Genomic DNA, 19615 nt, shown 5'->3' with positions numbered 1-19615 from the left:
GCCTTTGCCATTTCTCTTCCTCCTTTAATTTCTTTTCTCTAGAAAACTATACCGGGTGTTTCTTACGTGTAGAAACACTATAATGGAGCCCACGACCGGGCTCGAACCGGTGACCTCTTGCTTACCATGCAAGTGCTCTGCCTACTGAGCTACATGGGCATTTTACTACTTAAATAATTTTACTACTACAATTTTTCATTGTCAATACTAAAAGAATATCGTTACATAAAACCTACAAATCCTTTGTTTCTAGGTATCTCTCTAATTTTCTTTTTACTCTTTGCAAAGCATTGTCAATCGACTTTACATGTCTGTTTAGTTCGACAGCTATTTCTTGATAAGACTTGCCCTGAAGATAATATATAAGCACTTCCCATTCTAGGTCACTTAAAATTTCTCCTATTTTACTTTCAATACTCTTTAATTCTTCTCTACTAATAATTAATTCTTCTGGATCCATTATTTTTACACCTGATAATATATCTAGAAGAGTTCTATCTGATTCTTCATCATATATAGGCTTGTTTAGTGAAATATAAGAATTTAAAGGGATATGCTTCTGTCTAGTGGCAGTTTTAATCGCTGTAATAATCTGTCTAGTTATACACAGTTCAGCAAAAGCCTTAAAAGAAGTGAGCTTGTCCTGTTTATAATCACGAATAGCCTTATAAAGTCCAATCATTCCTTCTTGAATTATATCTTCCTTATCCGCTCCAATTAAAAAATATGACCTAGCCTTGGCCCTAACAAAATTTTTGTATTTTTTAATCAAAAATTCTAGGGCTTCAGTATCGCCATTCCTTGCACTTTCTACTATTTCTTCATCTACCATATCATGATAATCATCATAATCGTATTCTTTATGTACGCTAAGACCCACCAGCATCGCCTCCAGGAAAATGCAAAAACTTAAGACTCTAAAGTTTATTATATATTAATCTTAATGTTAAAGTCAAGCTAGATCATATGTTTTTTCTCCATTTTTCAAGCTTTTTAAGCGTTTCACTATCAAGCCTAGAAAATATTAAATCATCAACTTGCTTATTTTTTTGTTCTGCATTTCTTTGAATTTTTCTTTTCATCTTGGTTACCTCTTCTTTAAGTTCTCTTGCAGATATTCTCATGCCGCCTCTGCCTAAAACAATTTGCTGTTCGGTCCAATCCGATGTAGCTACCTTAACTCTTTTCATTCTTCCTATAGAATCTAACACCTTTTCTATATAATGGTCTGCAGTTTCCATCTCTTTAGTAAAAACAACCTCTATTCCATTTATTATTTCTTTTTTATTCATACTTCCCTTAACTAAATGTGCATCAAAAACTATCACAACTTTTACTCCAGCATATTCTTGATATTCCCCCATAATTTCAATAAGTTTATCTCTTGCTGCCTCTAAACTTATGTCTTTAAGCTCTTTCAAATCAGACCATGCATTAATAATATTGTATCCATCTATAAATAAATACTCATCATACTTTTTCTTCATATCAGCGTTCCAAACTCCTCTGTTTTAATACTTCATAAATTAAAATAGAAGCGGCAACAGATGCATTTAGAGAGGTAACATTCCCTTTCATAGGTATTTTCACTAAAAAGTCGCATTTTTCCTTAACCAAACGACTCATCCCTTCTCCTTCGCTACCTATTACAATCGCTAAAGGTCCCCTTAAATCTTTTTCATAATAATTAGATTCTCCATCCATATCTGCTGCACATATCCAAATACCTTTTTCTTTTAATTCTTCCATTGTATAAACAATATTAGAAACTTTGGCTACTGGCAAATATTCTATAGCACCAGCAGAACTCTTAGCGACTACTGGAGTTAATCCGACCGATCTTCTTTTAGGTATGATAATTCCATGAACACCAGCACATTCAGCAGTCCTCATTATAGCTCCTAAATTATGAGGATCTTTAATTCCATCTAATATTATTATAAATGGGTCTTCATTACGATTTTTAGCATAATTTAATATATCTTCAACCGTTTTATATTCATAAGCTGAAGCTATAGCTATAACTCCCTGATGTGAATTTGCATAAGAAATAGAATCTAGCTTGTTTCTATCTACATATTGTATTACAATTCCTTTTTCCTTAGCTATTGCTTTTATCTTTTTTACAGAACCCTTTTCAGCACCTTTTGCAATCATTATCTTTTCAATATTTCTATTTGACTTTAATGCTTCTAATACAGGATTTCTTCCTTCTATTAAGCTTTGCTTTTGCAATGTTATCCACTCCTTAAACCTTTGGTATAAGATTTTTAAATTTTTCTCTTACCTCTTTCATTTTCCCACATGACATACTACCTTCTGGACAATCGCTATGCAGACAAGCAGGGCCCGAATACTTAAAAAGTGTAGGCGCAACACCTTTAACTAATTTTAGCATCTCTATTGCCAAGTTTCTAATCTCCCATTGAGCCCTATTGCAACATCTATGTTTAAAAAAGTTGAAAAGCGATCTCGCATTCATCGTAAAAACAATCTTAGTTTCACAAGCATTAGGAAAAACGTAACGAGCATCTTCAATAGCCTTTTTTTCAGCAATTTTTCTAGCTTTAGCTTCTGGATATCCTTCCTTTATTAATTTATTCAAAATATCTTCATATAAAACTTCTGTTAATTGATTATAGTATTTCTGATCATCTTCCATAGCTTTAATAAACATTTTTTTAGCTTCTTCATTACCTTTTATAGAAGGGGGTATAATATATTCAAACTGATCAAGTTTAACATATCTTTGTGATTGTTGAGAATATGAAGCTATCCTATGCCTAACCAATTGGTGTGTAAGTACTCTACTTACACCTTCTACTGCGAAAGTAAATGTTACGTGCTCTACAGGAGATTCATGTCCTAAGTTCATAAGCATATCAAGAAATTTTTCTATTTTATCGTCATCTAAACTTTCTTCTATCTTTTCAATCCCAACAGGCGAATAACATATTTTAGCAGCCGCTGCCACTAACTTTTCTGGCTCAGGAGTGTATCTTAATAATTTTACTTTCAATTCAGTTGTCAATTTAATACTCCTTTCATATTTAACTTTAAAGTTAAGGATAAGGTTTTAGATTAACCTTATCCTTCATTTTCAGCATACATGCTAATAATCATATCAAATATCTCTTGTATTCTTTCATCATCACCTATAAGATATAAAAAACCTAATAATGCCTCAAATCCAGTCGCATATCTATAATCAATCAAGTCAGCATTTTTAGGAGCAGAACCAGATTTAGCATTTCGTCCCCTTTTAATTACAGACCACTCTTCTTCGGTAAATTTATCTTGCAAATTATGAACAATATTAGCTTGTGCCTTAGCTTTAACATATCTGATAGCTTCTTTATGCAATTCATTTACAGAAATATTTTTTTTACTTAATAAATATGTTCTTATTAATAACTCATAAATAGCATCCCCAATGTAAGCTAATTGTAAAGGAGATAGCATTTTAACCTTATTTTTCTCCCAGCCTTTATCTCTAAAAAACCCTATATTAAGATAGTCATCTGTCATATTGCTATATTCTCCTCCATTTTGTACCTTCTTTAGTATCTTCAAGAAGTATCCCTTTTTCTTTCAATTCATCTCTTATCTTATCTGCTAATTGATAGTTCTTTTCTTTTCTTGCTTTATTTCTCTCCTCAATAAGTTTTATAATCTCTTCATCAACTATTTCTTCTTTCTTTGAAAGTATTCCTAAAATACCACTTAACTCCATTAATGTATTATAGGCTTTTTTCACAACTTCTTTAGGACTTTCTGCATTAATATTAGTATTTGCATATCTAACTAATTCAAACAGTGCAGAAATAGCATCTGCAGTATTCAAATCATCTTCCATGCTTGATATAAACTTTTCTCTAAATCTATCAATATCTTGAATTATCTTTTTATCATTATCTAGTAATTCTTCATCTTTGCTCATTTCCATTAAATGTTCTAAATTTCTCTTTCCATTATATAATCTATCTAATCCGTTTTTAGCCTGTTTTACAAGTTCTTTACTAAAATTTATTGGACTTCTGTAATGAGCTGATAATATGAAGAATCTTAATACTTCCAAATCAAATTCTTTACTAATTTCTCTAACTGTAAAGAAATTCATCATTGATTTAGACATTTTTTGATCATCTACATTTACCATTGCATTATGAAGCCAATAGTTAGCAAATGGTTTTCCATTTAAGCTCTCACTTTGAGCTATTTCATTCTCATGATGTGGAAATTGTAAATCTTCACCACCTGCATGAATATCTATCGTATCTCCTAATAATTTTCTTGCCATAACAGAACATTCAATATGCCATCCTGGTCTTCCTTTACCCCATGGGCTATCCCATGAAGGTTCACCTGGCTTTTCTTTCTTCCAAAGCGCAAAATCGGTAGGATTTCTTTTTTCTTGACTTACCTCTATTCTAGCTCCTGCAATAAGCTCCTCTATATTTTTCTTTGAAAGTTTGCCATAATCCTTCATTTTAGTTGTATCAAAATATACATTACCATTTACACTATAAGCATATCCCTTTTCTTCTAAACCTTTAATGAACTCAATAATATCAGAAATATACTCAGTTGCTCTAGGATGGCTTGTAGTTTCCTCTTTTAATAAAAGTCCTTTAGCATCTATAAAATATTCATTTATAAACCTATCTGCTACTTCTTTAACAGTCGTACCTTCTTCATTAGCTTTTTTTATCATCTTGTCATCAATATCTGTAAAATTCACAATATAATCAACATCATACCCTTTGTACTCAAAATATCTTCTTAATACATCGAATACTACTAATGGTCTTGCATTTCCTACGTGAATATAATTATAAACTGTCGGACCACATACATACATTGTAACTTTATTAGAATTTATTGGCTTAAATTCATCTTTAGCTCTTGTCAAAGTATTATAAAGTTTCATTATTTTTTCCTCCCTCCAAGTTGTAAATAATATTTTCTAATTCTGTAACTCTCTTTCTTAAGCACTCTAACTCTTGTGCTATTGGGTCAGGTAATCTAACTTGATCTAAATCAATTTCCTTTTTCGTACTTGAAACTTTTTTGTTATCTTTAATTACAATTCTACCAGGTACCCCCACAACTGTACAATTCGGTGGTACTTCTTTTAATACAACAGCTCCTGCTCCAATCTTTGAATTATCGCCTACTTTAAATGGCCCCAACACCTTAGCACCACTACTTATCACTACATTATTCCCTATAGTTGGATGTCTTTTTCCCTTTTCTTTTCCAGTACCTCCCAATGTTGCTCCTTGGTATATTGTTACATTATCACCTATCTCAGTAGTCTCTCCAATAACGACACCCATACCATGATCAATAAAAATCCCTTTTCCTATTTTTGCACCTGGGTGTATTTCTATACCTGTTAGAAACCTACCAATATGGGACAATAGTCTTGCAACTAAAAATAGTTTTCTTTTATAAAACCAATGTGCTATCCTATATATAATTACTGCATGAAGACCTGGATAGCATAATATTACTTCTAATAAACTCTTAACTGCTGGGTCTCTTTCAAACACAGCTTTAATATCTTCTCTAAGAGTTTTAAACATAATCAATCAACTCCTATTTTTTAAATATAAAAAAACCGCCTCTTAAATACAGAGACGGTTTATCCCGCGGTTCCACTCTGTTTGGGTATATATAACCCCAACTCATTAAGCTGTAACGGAACAACCGATTTACCCTACTAAACGTTCAGGTAATAGTTCAGAGGTGCACTTCAATTTACCATTGACCTGAAATCCCTCTCAGCTTATAAGGATTTCTCTCTGTAGGTTTAGTAAATCTACTCTCCTCATCATCACCTATTAGAATATTTAATTTTATAATCCATTTTTTATAATAATCATAAATAACTTTAACCTTTTTGTCAATGAACAAAAATCTATTTTATCTGATCCTATCCTCTGTTCCCTATTCTCTGTCCGTTATTTTGTAAATTACACTATCTCCCTTTTTACATATTCTATTCTCTTTAATATATTTTGTTTACCTAAAATCAAAATTGTTTTAACTAAATCTGGTCCATGAAGCTGTCCTGTAAGTATCGCTCTAATAGGCATATATAATTTTCTACCCTTTGCTCCTGTTTTCTTTTGAAGTTTCTTAAATAAGTTTAAAGCAAATTCTTCATCTATCTCCTCAATACTATTAAGTTCTTCTTCAAAAGCCTCTATTAAGTTAGGAATATGCTCTGCCTTAAGTACTTCTATAACTTCTTCATTTTCAGGCTCTACTTTATCTTTAAAGAATACATAAGCTTTATCAACTATTTCACTTATATAAGATATTTTCTCTTGCACTGCTGATACTATCATTTTAATCCATTCATATCTATTTTTTATATCATCTTCATTTATAAATCCTGCTTCAACAAGATGTGGTATTGCTAGTTTCGTTATTCTATCTACATCGCTTTTTCTTATATATTGACCATTTATCCAATTTAGTTTATCAATATCAAAAACTCCTCCAGTTTTTGATACTCTATCAAAAGAAAACTCATTAATAAGCTCTTCCATACTTAAAATTTCTCTATTGTCCTCTGGACTCCAACCAACCAATGCTAAGTAATTTACTAAAGCTTCTGGTAAATAACCTTTTTTTCTAAAATCTCCTACTGCTACATTCCCATGCCTTTTACTTAGCTTCTTCTTATTTTTATTTAGTACTGTTGGAAGATGTACATAAACAGGCTTAGCCCATCCAAAAACTTCGTATAAAAAAATATGTTTTGGAGTTGAAGAAAGCCATTCTTCGCCTCTTACTATATGAGTAATTTTCATAAGATGATCATCTACTACAACAGCTAAATGATAAGTTGGAAACCCATCTGATTTAAGTAACACCTGGTCATCTAAATCATTAGTATTTATAGTTATTTCTCCTCTAATCAAGTCTTTAAACTTAATATCCTTATTTGGTGGTAATTTTAATCTTACTGTATACTCATGTCCAGCTTCTATTCTCTTTTTAGCTTCTTCTAAAGTTATATTTCTACAGTGACCATCATACCTTGGAGTAAGCCCTTTAGATTTTTGCTCTTCTCTAATCTTATCAAGTCTCTCTTTAGAACAGAAACAATAATATGCATGTCCCTTCTCAATAAGCTCATCTACATATTTTTTATAAATATCCAATCTTTCAGATTGTATATAAGGACCATATTCACCTTTTTGCACAAGTTTTCCGTTTTCTATAAAAACACCTTCATCATGTTTAACCCCAACCCATAATAAAGATTCAATTAAATTTTCAATTGCACCTTCAACATATCTAGTTCTATCTGTATCTTCTATCCTTAATATATACTTTCCACCTTGATTTTTAGCAAAAAGGTAATCATATAATGCAGTTCTTAAATTACCAATATGCAAATAACCTGTAGGACTCGGTGCAAATCTAACTCTTACCTCAGCCATCTGACTACCTCCTAATACCTTTTCTTCTATATCTGTATATTATATACTACATCTTCTACCCTATCAAGATTATTCTATTATTAATGTAAAGTAAAGTATATTATTTAATTTTGTCAAGATATCACTAAAAAGCTTCCTCAAAAACTCTAATATCCTTTCTAAAAGTGATTTTATTTCCTGATTCTCCTTAGAAAGTTCATTAAGTTTATCAGATATACCTTTAAGCTGCTTTTTTATTTCTTTTAGGTTAAGGTTTAACTCTGATATATCCCTCATAAGTTTAACTATCTCATCAATCTCTTCTTTTTCAAGTTTTATGTTTAATTCATTTGAAACCTTTATAACTATTTTCCTTATTTTGTCCTTTTCTTTTAAGTCTTTAGCAACAACCTCTTCTTTAATCACTTTAATGAGTTGACTAGCTTGTTTTTTCCCTATTTTCTGTCCAAGTTCTCCTGTTTTAGCTATTTCTTCATTAGCTACTTCTTTTTCTCTTTCTCCTATTTTATTACCTGTTGCATTTTCAAAAGCCTTAATAATACCAGTTAATGCTGCTGTACCAGATACTTCATAAGGTGCTGCTACTTTAACTTTCGCATCTTTGATGCCAGCCGTAACTAATGCATTCATATACATTTCTTTAGAAACCCATGTTATGTTGTACGTTTCAACGCTAATACCCTCGTTATTGCTCAATCTCTTAACGTAAGCAGACGAAATAGCTTTAGTCCCAATTAGTTTTTCATTTATATATTTACCTAAATATTTCCTCTCTTCACTGTTTGTAACTTTAACTATCTTAACATTGTCTTTAACATTAAATAGCTCTAAAATCTCATTTTTTTGCTTCTCTGTCAAATCTTCACCTATACTGACAACAGTATCAAAATCTTGAGCGTGCACAGCAAAACTAATAAATACAAGAAATAAAACCATTGCAATAAACCTTTTTATAGTCATAAACAATCCCCTCCAATGCAGGATTTCTAAATTATTCTGGTCAAAAGAAAGAATACAAGAATCAATAACAATATATGTACTATCCACCAACCAGCTGATAAAAAGCTAAACCTTCCAACATTAAATTTATTTCGATTATCTTTTTTATCCATAAAACCCTCCTAAATTTGCTTAAATTAAACTTTAAGATTATTCTTTGCAAAAAAGATTCTCATATACAAAAAATGCGACAAAGTCGCATTTGAGCTTAATGAATTGAAAAAATAACGCTCATAGACAAATCTTTAGAGAAAACTAAGATTCATAATTTTGAAAAATCCTAACGCACCTAATCAAGACGTCCTGTCTTGTAGGATGCTGGCTTAGCGTCCTGCTAAGCCTACGGATTTTTCTGAAATTATTTATCAAGTTTTCTTTACTAAAGCTTTGTAATTATTCGCTTTTATTTTTTCAATCATTATAGTTTCATTTTGTCTACAGTCTAATTTCAAATTGTAAATAGCTAAAAATCTACTGTCCCTTAATTAATTTAAATTTTCTTAATAAAGTTCAACTATGTAAAAGTTTATGCATAAATATATTGAGGCTATAAGTTAAGATGGAAGGTGATAGATATGTTTTCATTTTTAAAGAACTTATTCAATAATACTAAGTTAAAAAGAAACTTAAAACTAAATATGTATCAAATAATTGAAATTGAAAGGGATAAAATAAGATCCATTGTTCATCCGTAATTTTTAAGGCGGTCAATGACCGCCTCAAATTATATCCTTAATCCTTGTCTTTCAAATTCATCTTTTATTCTTTCATAAACTTCATCAGATGAAATTTCTATTTTTTCACCTGTACCTCTTAATACAAATTCTACTATGTTTTCACTTGCCTTTCTTCCTACTGTTATTCTTATAGGTATACCAATTAGATCTGCATCATTAAACTTAACTCCTGGTCTTTCATTTCTATCATCTAATAACACTTCAATTCCTTTATCCATTAATTCTTTATATAATTTTTCGCCTAGGTTTACTTGTTCCTCTTTCTTAGTGCTAACTATAGTTATTATTACATGATATGGTGCTACTGACAAAGGCCATATTATACCTTTTTCATCATGATTTTGCTCAATTATGGCAGCCATTGTTCTTGAAACACCAATACCATATGACCCCATAACAAAATGTCTCTCCTTGCCATTCTCATCCAAGAATGTAGCATTTAAGCTCTCACTATACTTAGTTCCTAATTGGAATATATTACCCACTTCTATTCCTCTAGCTATCTTCAATGGTTCTCCACACTTTGGACATAAATCTCCTTCTTCTACTAATAATAAATCTTCAACAATTTGTCCTTCAAAATCTCTACCATAGTTTACATTCTTAATATGATAGTCTGTTTCATTAGCTCCTACAATAAAGTTTTTCATTTTAGCTACTCTAGAGTCTACTATTAACTTAACTTTGTCACTTATTCTAATAGGTCCTGCAAAACCTACCTCAGCTCCTGTAACTTCCTTAACAATTTCTTCATTTGCCATCTCTAATTCATGTTCTCTTACACCAAATAGATTGCATAGTTTAACTTCATTAACTTCTCTATTACCTGGTACTAGTACTGCCACTATTTCATCCTTTATTTTATAGATTAATGTTTTTACGAATTTATCTGCTGGAACGTTGAAAAAATCTACTAATTGTTCAATCGTTTTAATCTCTGGAGTATGGACTTTTTTAGTTTTTAATTCAGTACTTTCATCTACATTTAAATTATATATACATTGTGCCTTTTCGTCTGTAGCTGCATAATCACATTTTTCACAATAAGCTATTTGACTCTCTCCAACATCAGACATAGCCATAAATTCATGGGAATCACTTCCACCCATTGCACCTGAATCACCTTCAACTACTTTAAACTTAAGTCCACATCTAGTAAATATCTTCTCATAGGCTTTCCACATTATTTCGTAAGATTTTTTCATACCTTCTTCGTCTTTATCAAAACTATAAGCATCTTTCATTAAGAACTCTCTACTTCTCATTAAGCCGAATCTAGGTCTTTTTTCATCTCTATACTTAGTTTGTATCTGATAAATATTTAAAGGTAATTGCTTATATGACTTTATCTCATTCCTTATAAGGTCTGTAAAATATTCTTCATGTGTAGGTCCTAAACAAAATTCTCTTTCATGTCTGTCTTTAAGTCTAAACATTTCTGGCCCAAATTCATACCAACGCCCACTTTCCTGCCATATTTCAGCAGGCTGTATAGCTGACATAAGTACTTCTTGTGCCCCTGATGCATCCATCTCTTCTCTTACTATTTGCTCGATTTTTCTCATTACTCTGTATCCAAGAGGCAAGAAAGAATAAACTCCTGAAACTAATTTTCTTATCATACCTGCTCTTAACAGAAGCTGATGACTTGGAATTTCTGCTTCTGAAGGTACTTCTCTAAGTGTTGGCATATACATCCTTGACATTCTCATAGTATCTGCTCCTTTCTTATTATTTTTCTAAATCAAAAAAACCCTCACCCCTATAATGCTAGGGACGAAGGTTATCCGCGTTACCACCCTAATTGGCTAAGAAACTTAGCCCTCTCTTAATAGCTAACGGTATTAACCGTCTAGACCTACTGATTTCAGTCTAGAAGCTCAGGGACGGGTTCGATAAACAGTGGGTCAGAAACCTCTCAGCCAAGGATTTCCTCTCTGTAGACCTTGATTATCTACTATTTCCCCTCTTCGCTAATACTATTGATTTTGAAATTTATAATACTAAAAATCTTAATATTTGTCAATTAGTTTCTAAAAATTACAGTTTCTTTGTTAAACAGTTTTACTGTTACTGTTAATGCTATAGATATATAGACTATCATCCAAATTAAAACTATACCTATATGCGCTGGATTATATATGGAAACTAAGGCCTCTTTGATAATTGAAATTACATTGATTATTGGAATATGAAAATAAACTTTTGGTATTGCTTTTCCATCTAAATACATAGTCAAATAAGCCGGTATAAGCATTATAATTGTTATTGGTGTCAAATATGTCTGAGCCTCTTTAAAGTTTCTTGCGTAAAAACTTACTGCTAACTCTAAACTACTAAATGTTAAAGTTAACCCTATGCAGAATAACCCTATAATTAAAATTGTATTTATAGGAAGGTTACTTATAGTTCCAAATAAATCTGGATTCAATTTAGTTGCTATAATAAAACCTGTCAAAGATGCTAAAGTAGCTATAATTCCAGCAACAACAACTGTAAAATATTTACCTATCAATAATGAAATTCTGTTTATTCTAGTTGTTAAAAGAGGTTCAAGTGTCTGTCTTTCCTTTTCTCCTGCGCCTAAATCAGTAGCTGCAGGTATACCACCAACTGCAGACCATATAGTAAGAAACATCGGAAGCATCATAGAAAACATAATAATGCCAAATCCACCTTCTTTAGCTACAGATATAGCTTTAATATCAACCACCTTAAGTATATTATTATCTGTTCCTAATTTTTTTAATCTTTTAGATATAACAATATTAGAATAATCATTAACTATTGATTTTAATCTAGGATACGCCATCGAAGATTTTTGACTAGATTCATCATAAATTATTTCAACTGTACCAAATTGACCATTTTTTACTTTTTCATCAAAATATTTATCAATTTTTACTATAGCCTTAACTTCAAGTTTTTCTAGAAATTTTTCGGGATTGTCTGTACTTACAATATTTATCCCTTTATGTGTAGTTAAGTATTTCAAAAGTTCATTATCGTTCTTTGAAATAACAGCTATATTAATTGGTTTTGTGTCCTCCTCAATAATATCAGAAACTCCACTGCCTATTGCTAAACTTAAAATAGGAAATATCAGTATTGGTATTATAATACTAGTAAATATAGTCTTTCTATCTCTAAATGTATCCTTTATCTCCTTTTTAAATACTATCCAAATATATTTAAACATTATTATCCCCCACTAACCTAATGAAAATATCCTCTAAATCCATATTGTCATATTTTTGTGCCAATGAAGCTAATGATGATATCTCTACTATCTTACCTTTATGAATTATACCTACTGTATCACAAAGTTTTTCAACTTCCTTCATAGAATGACTTGAAAAAATAATAGTTTTTCCTTGTTGCTTTAAGTCTAGTATAAATTCATGTACCATATTAACAGCAGTTACATCCAAACCGGCTGTAGGTTCATCAAAAAGCATTATGTCTGGGTCATGTACTATACTTCTAGCAATTGCTACTTTCTGCTTCATCCCTTTTGAAAATTTACCTACTCTTCTATCAATATATTCTTGCATCCCAAGTTTTTTTGCTAAAAACTCAATCCTTCTTTCAATTTTTCTTTTGTCCATACCATTAAGCAATCCAAAGTATTCTATATTCTCCCTGGCTGTCAATCTGTCATAAAGCCCTGTTTCTCCACCAAAAAGTATTCCTATCTGACTTCTTGCACCTTCCGGGTCATCAATAATATCATAACCATTTAGTCTAGCTGTACCAAATGTGGGTTTAAGTATTGTCGCTAATAGCCTTAATGTAGTAGTCTTACCCGCTCCATTCTCACCTAGTAAACCAAAAACTTCTCCCCTATTCACATTAAAAGATATACCTTTTACAGCTTCAACATCTTTAAATTTCTTTCCTAAGTTCAGAATTTCTATCAATCATATCCCCCCATTATTTTTTACACAAAGTACAAACAGAATGTGCTGAAATCCCTTCTTTCCTCCCCTCAAAACCAAGTCTTTCAGTAGTTGTCGCCTTTACACTGATATCGTCTACTGGTATATTAAGTATATTCGATATATTGTTTCTCATTTCCTCTATATATGGAGCTATTTTAGGTTCTTGTGCAACAATAATACTGTCTATATTATTCACTTTATAACCCCTACTATATATTAATTCATTAACTTTACGTAATAATTCCATACTTGAAATCCCTTTATATTTAATATCAGTATCTGGGAAATGTTTACCTATATCTCCTAGCGCCAAAGCTCCAAGCATACTGTCCATAATAGCATGCACAAGCACATCAGCATCAGAATGCCCTAATAAACCTTTATCATGTTTTATCTGAACTCCACCTAAAATTAGTTTTCTTCCTTCTACTAATCTATGTACATCATAACCTATTCCTATCCTCATATTTCTATCCTCCTTTATCTATTAACTAAAGCCTCAGCTATCATTAAATCTTCAGGAGTAGTTATTTTAATATTTCTGTAATCACCCATAACAATTTTAACTTTGTGTCCTATTCTCTCTACTAACATACTGTCATCTGTGCCTAGAAAATTATCTAATTGAGCTTTTTCATATGCTTTAAGCACCAAATCATATTTAAATGTTTGAGGAGTCTGAATTGCCCATAGTTCTTTTCTATTTGGTGTATCTACTACTTCACCATTTAAATCAACTTTCTTGATAGTATCCTTTACAGGAACTCCTGTTACACAAGCCCCATATTCAAGCGTAAGTTTTATATTTTCTTCTATAATCTCTTTCTTTATAAATGGTCTTGCTCCATCATGTATTAAAACAATATCACTCTTTTTATCCACTTCCTTAAGACCGTTATACACAGAATCCTGTCTTTCTCTTCCCCCTTGAATTACGTTTTTGACTTTATATAATTCATATTTTTCAATAATTTCTTTTTTGCAAAAATCAATTTCATCATACCTAGTAACTACTATAATTTCATCTATATAATCACAATTATTAAACTCTATTAAAGTACGAGCCAATACAGGAACATCTTTTATCTTTATAAACTGTTTGTTGATTTTACTATTCATTCTTTTACCCATACCTGCTGCTGGTACTATAACAGAAATATATTTGCCTAAATAACTCATTATGACACCTCGCTTTTAATTTACTAGGGGGTAGAGCACAGGGAACAGAGTGCAGGAATTAGAATACAGATTACAAAATAAGAAATACTTAATTTTTACTAGAACAATTATAACACAAAAGCCCAACTAAAGCTGGGCTTTCAAACTGTAGACAAAATAAAATATTTATGAAAATAACACTCATGCGAAAGAATTTAGAAAAAACTTAAGGCTTAAATTTTTAGAAAATCCTAACGCACCTAATCAAGACGTCCTGTCTTGTAGGATGCTGGCTTAGCATCCTGCTAAGCCTACGGATTTTCTTCAAAATTTTCACCTAGTTTTTTAATTAAATTCTTTCAAGCATTCGCTTATATTTTCATATATTTTTAAAAAAATTAACTTTGTCAACAAGCTCAAAGCCCGACTAAAGTCGGGCTTAAATAATCAATACTAAACAGCTTTATCTACCATTGATTTTGGCTTTGCAAATATCATTCTTCCAGCTGCAGTTTGTAAAACACTTGTAACCATAACACCAATAGTCTCGCCTATATGCTTTTTACCGCCATCTACAACAATCATAGTTCCATCATCCAAATATGCCACTCCTTGCCCTGATTCTTTTCCATCCTTTATTACTTGAACTACCATTTCCTCTCCAGGAAGCACTACTGGTTTTACTGCATTTGCAAGTTCATTAATATTTAATACATTAACACCTTGGAACTCTGCAACTTTATTTAAATTAAAATCATTAGTAACTACCTTTCCTTTAAGTATTTGAGCTAATTTTAATAATTTACTGTCAACTTCATTAATGTCCTCAAAATCTTTATCATAAATTATAACTTCTATATCAATTTCTTTTTGTATTTTATTTAGAATATCTAGACCCCTTCTACCTCTATTTCTTTTAAGCCCATCTGAAGAATCTGCTATATGTCTTAATTCTTCTAAAACAAACTCTGGAATCACTAAAGGACCTTCAATAAATCCAGTTTTACATATATCAGCTATCCTTCCATCAATTATTACACTAGTATCTAATATTTTAGGCTGAACTTTAGTTCCTTTAAATGCTTTATCTTTACTACCTGTCCTTTTAAAAACATTTAAAATACTAAAAAAGTCTTCTCTCTTCTTTGTTGGAACTATTATCCCGAGATAACCAAATAATAGATATAATAATATTGATATTACTACTCCTAAATAAGGAATACCTAAATTAAAAAAAGGCTGACTACTTAAATAAGCAATAATCAATCCAACTATAAGGCCAATAGAACCTAATACTATATCTGTTGCTGGAACTTGCTGAAGTTCACCTTCAACACTATTTGCAATATTTCTTGCTGCAAAAAGAAGCTTAGGAAAAGCAAAATGAAATATAATTCCAAATACTAATGATGTTGAAATATAAATATACAATCTTAAATTATCATCTATAAAATTAAGAATTCCAACAGAATATAACAAACTAACCATTCCATAACCTAAAAACATACTAAAAATCGTTAATACTACTCTTATAATCTTCTGGACCATAAACATATCACCTCCTATTCTTATTTATCTCCATTTATGAATATTCTATAACTTGGTTACATACATTTCAACAGAAATTTAAATTATTCTCAACAAATTCCATGTTCATTAATTGTTTCCATATTTATTTTCATAGAAATAAGCGTCTTTAAGACGCTATTTTACAATTTTTTCAACTAATTCTTCAGCCTCTACCTCACAAATATCTTTAGCTAATACTATTTCACTTATTAATATTTGTTTTGCATTACTTAACATTTTTCTTTCACCTGTAGATAATCCTTTCTCTCTTTCTCTTAACATAAGATTTCTAACCACACTAGCAATTTCATATATATTACCACTTTTTATCTTATCCATATTTATTCTGTATCTTCTATTCCAATTTTGAGGCATTTTAGTTCTATCATCAGCTAACACAGCTAAAACTTGCTCAACTTCATCACTACCAATTACTTCTCTAATCCCAATTTCATCTACATTATCTACAGGAACCATAACTTTCATATCACCCATCGGCATTTTCATCACATAATATTTTCTTTTCTTACCTAAAATTTCTTTTTCTTCAATCGCTTCTATAACACCAGCACCATGCATGGGATAAACTATTTTATCGCCAATACCAAACATTACACATGACCTCCCAAAATTATACATTACATTCTAATTATAGTATACAATACACGTTTTTAATTGTCAAATTTAATATTTTACCACATGCAAGAAATAGTTGTCAACTAAGTTCTTGTTTAATTTTTTATTTAATTTTCGGAATTTTCTTTATATTATAGATTAAACCAATTGACAAACTATTATTTTTATAAGTATAATTAAGTTAAAGATAATACAGTAATTGAGGTGATTACATGCCAAACGACTTGTTGTGTGATGAGTTTCAAGACATAGTTTCAGAAGTTCTAATTAGACATAAAAGCATATTAGATATTATCACAAAATTAGAAGAGTCTAATGCAAGAATTAATCGTGCTCTAATTAAATCCGTAACTTCTTGTGGATGTATTTCTATAAATGCTAAAAAACAAGAATACAGCCATGAAAGTTTAGAAAAAGCAAAAAATACTATAAGTAGTCATTTAGAAGGTAAAATGTGCGATTCTTGTAGAGAAAAGATTGAAGAAGAACTGGGTAAACATTTGTTTTACATTGCAGCTTTATGTAATTCCTTAGATCTAAACTTTTATGATTTAATAATTAAAGAATATAAAAAATTAGACGCTTTAGGTATATATACTCTAAGATAAAATTTAAAGGCTAACAGCTGTTTGCTGATAACCGGTAGCTGTTAGCCTTTCTAAATATGTCTATCTAAAAGTGATTGTTCTTGTACTCTTCTTAACCCTTCCTTAATAGCTCTAGCTCTTACCTCTCCTATACCCTCTACTTTATCTAAATCTGAAATTGAAGCTCTGAGTATTTCTTGAAAAGAACCAAACATATCTATAACATTTTCTAGTACATTATAAGGAAGACGAGGAATTTTACTTAAAATCCTGTATCCCTTAGGAAATATATTTATATCTAAAGAATTGATGCCTCCCTCGTATCCAAGTATCTTAGCAATGTTAGTTAAATCCAATAGCTCTTCTGAAGTTAAACTACTTATAGATTTTTTTACTTCTTCAAAGTCTAATCCTTCAACTATATAATCTTTTATTATATTTATACCATCTTCTTCAACATCTCCTGTTAACTCTTCTAACTGCATACTAATTAGTCTACCTTCGTTTCCTAGTTCTAATATATACTTATCAATCTCTTTAACAATTCTCATTACCATTTCGGTCCTTTGAAGTACTATAGCTACGTCATATACTGTTACCAAATTTTCAAACTCAAGTGCACTCAAATTAGTCATAGTCTGATCTAATACTAACTTATACTTTTCTAATGTCTGAATAGCTTGATTAGCTTTAGAAAGTATTTCACTTACATCTTTTAATACATATTTATAATTGCCTTTATATAATGTAATAATATTTCTCCTCTGTGATATAGAAATAACTAATTCATTAGTCTGTTTAGCAACTCTTTCTGCTGTTCTATGCCTTATACCTGTCTCTTTTGAAGCTATAAATGGATCTGGCATTAACTGTGCATTGGCATAAAGTATTTTTTTTATATCATGACTAATAATAATCGCACCATCCATTTTAGCTAACTCATATAGATGAGCAGGTGTAAAATCACTATTTATATTAAACCCACCATCTACTATACTCAAAACTTCATCACTATCTCCTACTACTATTAATGCTCCTGTTTTAGCTCTAACTATATTCTCTAACCCTTCTCTCAAAGGCGTTCCTGGAGCTAATATTTTTAGCGATTCGAATATTTCAATATTTTTAACATTTTCTTCTCTCATATCAAATTAACCTCCTAAACATATATCCAACGCATCACGTATATTACTTACTCCAATTATATTCATATCAGTTTTAATATTTAAACCCTTTAGGTTTGATTCAGGTATAATTGCCGTCTTAAATCCTAACTTACCAGCTTCGTTAATTCGCTTATCTATAAATGAAATACTCCTTAGCTCGCCAGCTAATCCAACCTCTCCCATAACTACAGTTTTTGAATCAATCTCAACATCTTTAAAGCTTGATGCTAGTGCACAAATTATTCCTAAATCAGCTGCCGGTTCTTTTATTTGAATACCTCCCGTTACATTAATATATGCATCCATATTATTTAGTTCTAAACCTATCTTTTTTTCTAAAATAGCTATCATCAGTATAACTCTATTATAGTCAACTCCTGTTGCAATCCTTCTCGGCATACCAAAAGCAGTATAACTTACTAAAGCCTGCATTTCTATAAGCATTGGTCTGGTTCCTTCTATACTAGGAATTACAACATTTCCTGATGCATTAATAGGCCTACCTGACAAAAGCATTTCAGAAGGGTTTTTTACTTCTACTAATCCTAAATCTCGCATTTCGAATATTCCTATCTCATTTGTTGAACCAAATCTGTTTTTTACCGCTCTTAAAACTCTATAAGTATGGTGACGCTCCCCTTCAAAATATAAAACTGTATCAACCATATGTTCTAAAACTCTAGGGCCAGCTATTGCACCAGATTTAGTAACATGCCCTACTATAAAAGTAGCTATTTCTCTTTCTTTAGCAACTTTCATAAGCATAGATGATATTTCTCTAACTTGACTTACACTTCCTGGAGCAGAAGATATATTAGGAGTATAAACTGTTTGGATAGAATCTATAATAAGTACTTGTGGCTGAATATCTTTTATTACATTTAAAACTATTTCTATATTAGTTTCTGCTAATATAAATAAATCTTCTCCACTAATTCCTAATCTACTTGCTCTAATCTTAATTTGCTTTGCTGATTCTTCTCCTGATACATATAATACTTTATACCCTTTAAGTGAGATATTATTTGCAGTCTGTATTAATAAAGTTGATTTACCAATTCCAGGATCTCCTCCAACCAATATTAGTGAACCCTTTACAATTCCTCCGCCCAATACTCTATCGAATTCTTTTATATATGTAGAGGTTCTATCTTCATTTCTTATTTCAACTTCTTTTAATTTTTGAACTTTGGAAGTACTAATTTCTAATACTTTAGTTTGAGCACTTTTTTCATAAATTTCTTCAGCAAAAGTATTCCATTGTCCACAGGAAGGGCATTTACCAAGCCATTTAGGAGTTTCATACCCACATTCCTGACAAATAAATTTAGTTTTTATTTTAGCCACTAAAAAACCTCCTAA

19 protein-coding genes, 1 tRNA gene and 2 other annotated features are annotated in these 19615 nt (G+C 30.9%); of the genes, 1 reads left to right on the top strand and 19 read right to left on the bottom strand.

The features are described 5' to 3' along the window. Positions 1-83 precede the first annotated feature (83 nt). The 17 genes from TR13x_RS09715 to TR13x_RS09635 all read right to left on the bottom strand — a co-directional run bounded on the left by TR13x_RS09715 (position 84) and on the right by TR13x_RS09635 (position 16476). A tRNA-Thr gene (locus TR13x_RS09715) sits at positions 84-159 on the bottom strand. Positions 160-232: 73 nt separating this feature from the next. Then, entirely contained in the window at positions 233-880 is a 648-nt protein-coding gene (gene sigH / locus TR13x_RS09710; RefSeq protein WP_255351335.1) for an RNA polymerase sporulation sigma factor SigH, read from the bottom strand. Between the two features lie 82 nt (positions 881-962). Next, a complete protein-coding gene (locus TR13x_RS09705; protein WP_054871735.1) occupies positions 963-1487 on the bottom strand; it encodes an NYN domain-containing protein in 525 nt (174 codons plus the stop codon). A gap of 1 nt (position 1488) precedes the next feature. Then, positions 1489-2235 (bottom strand): 23S rRNA (guanosine(2251)-2'-O)-methyltransferase RlmB, encoded by a 747-nt coding sequence (gene rlmB, locus TR13x_RS09700; RefSeq protein WP_054871734.1) that lies wholly within the window; start codon positions 2233-2235, stop codon positions 1489-1491. A gap of 13 nt (positions 2236-2248) precedes the next feature. After that, positions 2249-3019, bottom strand: coding sequence for an FAD-dependent thymidylate synthase (gene thyX, locus TR13x_RS09695; protein WP_082394853.1), 771 nt, complete (start codon positions 3017-3019; stop codon positions 2249-2251). A gap of 68 nt (positions 3020-3087) precedes the next feature. Next, positions 3088-3573 (bottom strand): Mini-ribonuclease 3, encoded by a 486-nt coding sequence (locus TR13x_RS09690; RefSeq protein ID WP_369813270.1) that lies wholly within the window; start codon positions 3571-3573, stop codon positions 3088-3090. After that, a complete protein-coding gene (gene cysS, locus TR13x_RS09685; RefSeq protein WP_054871732.1) occupies positions 3533-4930 on the bottom strand; it encodes a cysteine--tRNA ligase in 1398 nt (465 codons plus the stop codon). Before cysS ends, TR13x_RS09690 begins: the two co-directional genes overlap by 41 nt. Then, entirely contained in the window at positions 4917-5588 is a 672-nt protein-coding gene (gene cysE, locus TR13x_RS09680) for a serine O-acetyltransferase (RefSeq protein WP_054871731.1), read from the bottom strand. The genes cysS and cysE overlap by 14 nt, the downstream gene beginning before the upstream one ends. 47 nt (positions 5589-5635) lie before the next feature. Further along, positions 5636-5849 (bottom strand) — a binding site (T-box leader). A 129-nt stretch (positions 5850-5978) separates the two neighbouring features. Beyond that, positions 5979-7460, bottom strand: coding sequence for a glutamate--tRNA ligase (gltX, locus tag TR13x_RS09675; RefSeq protein ID WP_054871730.1), 1482 nt, complete (start codon positions 7458-7460; stop codon positions 5979-5981). 69 nt (positions 7461-7529) lie between these two features. Then, positions 7530-8420 carry a DUF1002 domain-containing protein gene (locus TR13x_RS09670; RefSeq protein WP_242851757.1) on the bottom strand — a complete coding sequence of 297 codons (891 nt, stop codon included), beginning with the start codon at positions 8418-8420 and terminating at the stop codon, positions 7530-7532. Between the two features lie 763 nt (positions 8421-9183). Then, positions 9184-10908, bottom strand: coding sequence for a proline--tRNA ligase (locus tag TR13x_RS09665; RefSeq protein WP_054871729.1), 1725 nt, complete (start codon positions 10906-10908; stop codon positions 9184-9186). 57 nt (positions 10909-10965) lie between these two features. Further along, positions 10966-11176, bottom strand: a binding site (T-box leader). A gap of 46 nt (positions 11177-11222) precedes the next feature. Beyond that, complete coding sequence (locus TR13x_RS09660) at positions 11223-12395, bottom strand: ABC transporter permease (RefSeq protein WP_054871728.1); 1173 nt, start codon at positions 12393-12395, stop codon at positions 11223-11225. Next, positions 12388-13116, bottom strand: a complete 729-nt coding sequence (locus tag TR13x_RS09655; protein WP_054871727.1) for an ATP-binding cassette domain-containing protein — start codon at positions 13114-13116, stop codon at positions 12388-12390. Before TR13x_RS09655 ends, TR13x_RS09660 begins: the two co-directional genes overlap by 8 nt. Positions 13117-13129: 13 nt before the next feature. After that, positions 13130-13603 (bottom strand): 2-C-methyl-D-erythritol 2,4-cyclodiphosphate synthase, encoded by a 474-nt coding sequence (gene ispF, locus TR13x_RS09650; protein WP_054871726.1) that lies wholly within the window; start codon positions 13601-13603, stop codon positions 13130-13132. Between the two features lie 14 nt (positions 13604-13617). After that, entirely contained in the window at positions 13618-14316 is a 699-nt protein-coding gene (gene ispD, locus TR13x_RS09645) for a 2-C-methyl-D-erythritol 4-phosphate cytidylyltransferase (protein ID WP_054871725.1), read from the bottom strand. 432 nt (positions 14317-14748) lie between these two features. Continuing rightward, positions 14749-15843 (bottom strand): PIN/TRAM domain-containing protein, encoded by a 1095-nt coding sequence (locus TR13x_RS09640; RefSeq protein ID WP_054871724.1) that lies wholly within the window; start codon positions 15841-15843, stop codon positions 14749-14751. Between the two features lie 156 nt (positions 15844-15999). Further along, on the bottom strand, positions 16000-16476 hold the full coding sequence (locus tag TR13x_RS09635) for a CarD family transcriptional regulator (protein ID WP_054871723.1): 477 nt from the start codon (positions 16474-16476) through the stop codon (positions 16000-16002). Positions 16477-16712: 236 nt separating this feature from the next. On the opposite strand from TR13x_RS09635, the gene TR13x_RS09630 reads away from it, so the two are divergent. Then, positions 16713-17108 carry a hypothetical protein gene (locus TR13x_RS09630; RefSeq protein ID WP_054871722.1) on the top strand — a complete coding sequence of 132 codons (396 nt, stop codon included), beginning with the start codon at positions 16713-16715 and terminating at the stop codon, positions 17106-17108. A 50-nt stretch (positions 17109-17158) separates the two neighbouring features. Here TR13x_RS09630 and disA read toward each other — a convergent pair whose 3' ends face one another. Both disA and radA read right to left on the bottom strand, forming a co-directional pair. Further along, complete coding sequence (gene disA, locus TR13x_RS09625; protein WP_054871721.1) at positions 17159-18232, bottom strand: DNA integrity scanning diadenylate cyclase DisA; 1074 nt, start codon at positions 18230-18232, stop codon at positions 17159-17161. 6 nt (positions 18233-18238) lie between these two features. Further along, positions 18239-19600, bottom strand: a complete 1362-nt coding sequence (gene radA, locus TR13x_RS09620; protein WP_054871720.1) for a DNA repair protein RadA — start codon at positions 19598-19600, stop codon at positions 18239-18241. Positions 19601-19615 lie beyond the last annotated feature (15 nt).

This window comes from Caloranaerobacter sp. TR13, from assembly GCF_001316435.1.
Lineage (GTDB): Bacteria > Bacillota > Clostridia > Tissierellales > Thermohalobacteraceae > Caloranaerobacter.
Note: the sequence above shows the minus strand (reverse complement) of the source record. Positions and strands in the feature narration are given on the sequence as shown.

Excerpts from the sequence above, each read along its gene's own strand:
- gltX (WP_054871730.1), bottom strand. The coding sequence starts at position 7,460 with ATGGCTGAGGTAAGAGTTAGATTTGCACCGAGTCCTACAGGTTATTTG.
- TR13x_RS09630 (WP_054871722.1), top strand. The coding sequence starts at position 16,713 with ATGCCAAACGACTTGTTGTGTGATGAGTTTCAAGACATAGTTTCAGAA.
- disA (WP_054871721.1), bottom strand. The coding sequence starts at position 18,232 with ATGAGAGAAGAAAATGTTAAAAATATTGAAATATTCGAATCGCTAAAA.
- cysS (WP_054871732.1), bottom strand. The coding sequence starts at position 4,930 with ATGAAACTTTATAATACTTTGACAAGAGCTAAAGATGAATTTAAGCCA.
- ispF (WP_054871726.1), bottom strand. The coding sequence starts at position 13,603 with ATGAGGATAGGAATAGGTTATGATGTACATAGATTAGTAGAAGGAAGA.
- TR13x_RS09670 (WP_242851757.1), bottom strand. The coding sequence starts at position 8,420 with ATGACTATAAAAAGGTTTATTGCAATGGTTTTATTTCTTGTATTTATT.
- TR13x_RS09640 (WP_054871724.1), bottom strand. The coding sequence starts at position 15,843 with ATGGTCCAGAAGATTATAAGAGTAGTATTAACGATTTTTAGTATGTTT.
- TR13x_RS09705 (WP_054871735.1), bottom strand. The coding sequence starts at position 1,487 with ATGAAGAAAAAGTATGATGAGTATTTATTTATAGATGGATACAATATT.
- TR13x_RS09660 (WP_054871728.1), bottom strand. The coding sequence starts at position 12,395 with ATGTTTAAATATATTTGGATAGTATTTAAAAAGGAGATAAAGGATACA.
- ispD (WP_054871725.1), bottom strand. The coding sequence starts at position 14,316 with ATGAGTTATTTAGGCAAATATATTTCTGTTATAGTACCAGCAGCAGGT.
- cysE (WP_054871731.1), bottom strand. The coding sequence starts at position 5,588 with ATGTTTAAAACTCTTAGAGAAGATATTAAAGCTGTGTTTGAAAGAGAC.
- TR13x_RS09665 (WP_054871729.1), bottom strand. The coding sequence starts at position 10,908 with ATGAGAATGTCAAGGATGTATATGCCAACACTTAGAGAAGTACCTTCA.
- TR13x_RS09635 (WP_054871723.1), bottom strand. The coding sequence starts at position 16,476 with ATGTTTGGTATTGGCGATAAAATAGTTTATCCCATGCATGGTGCTGGT.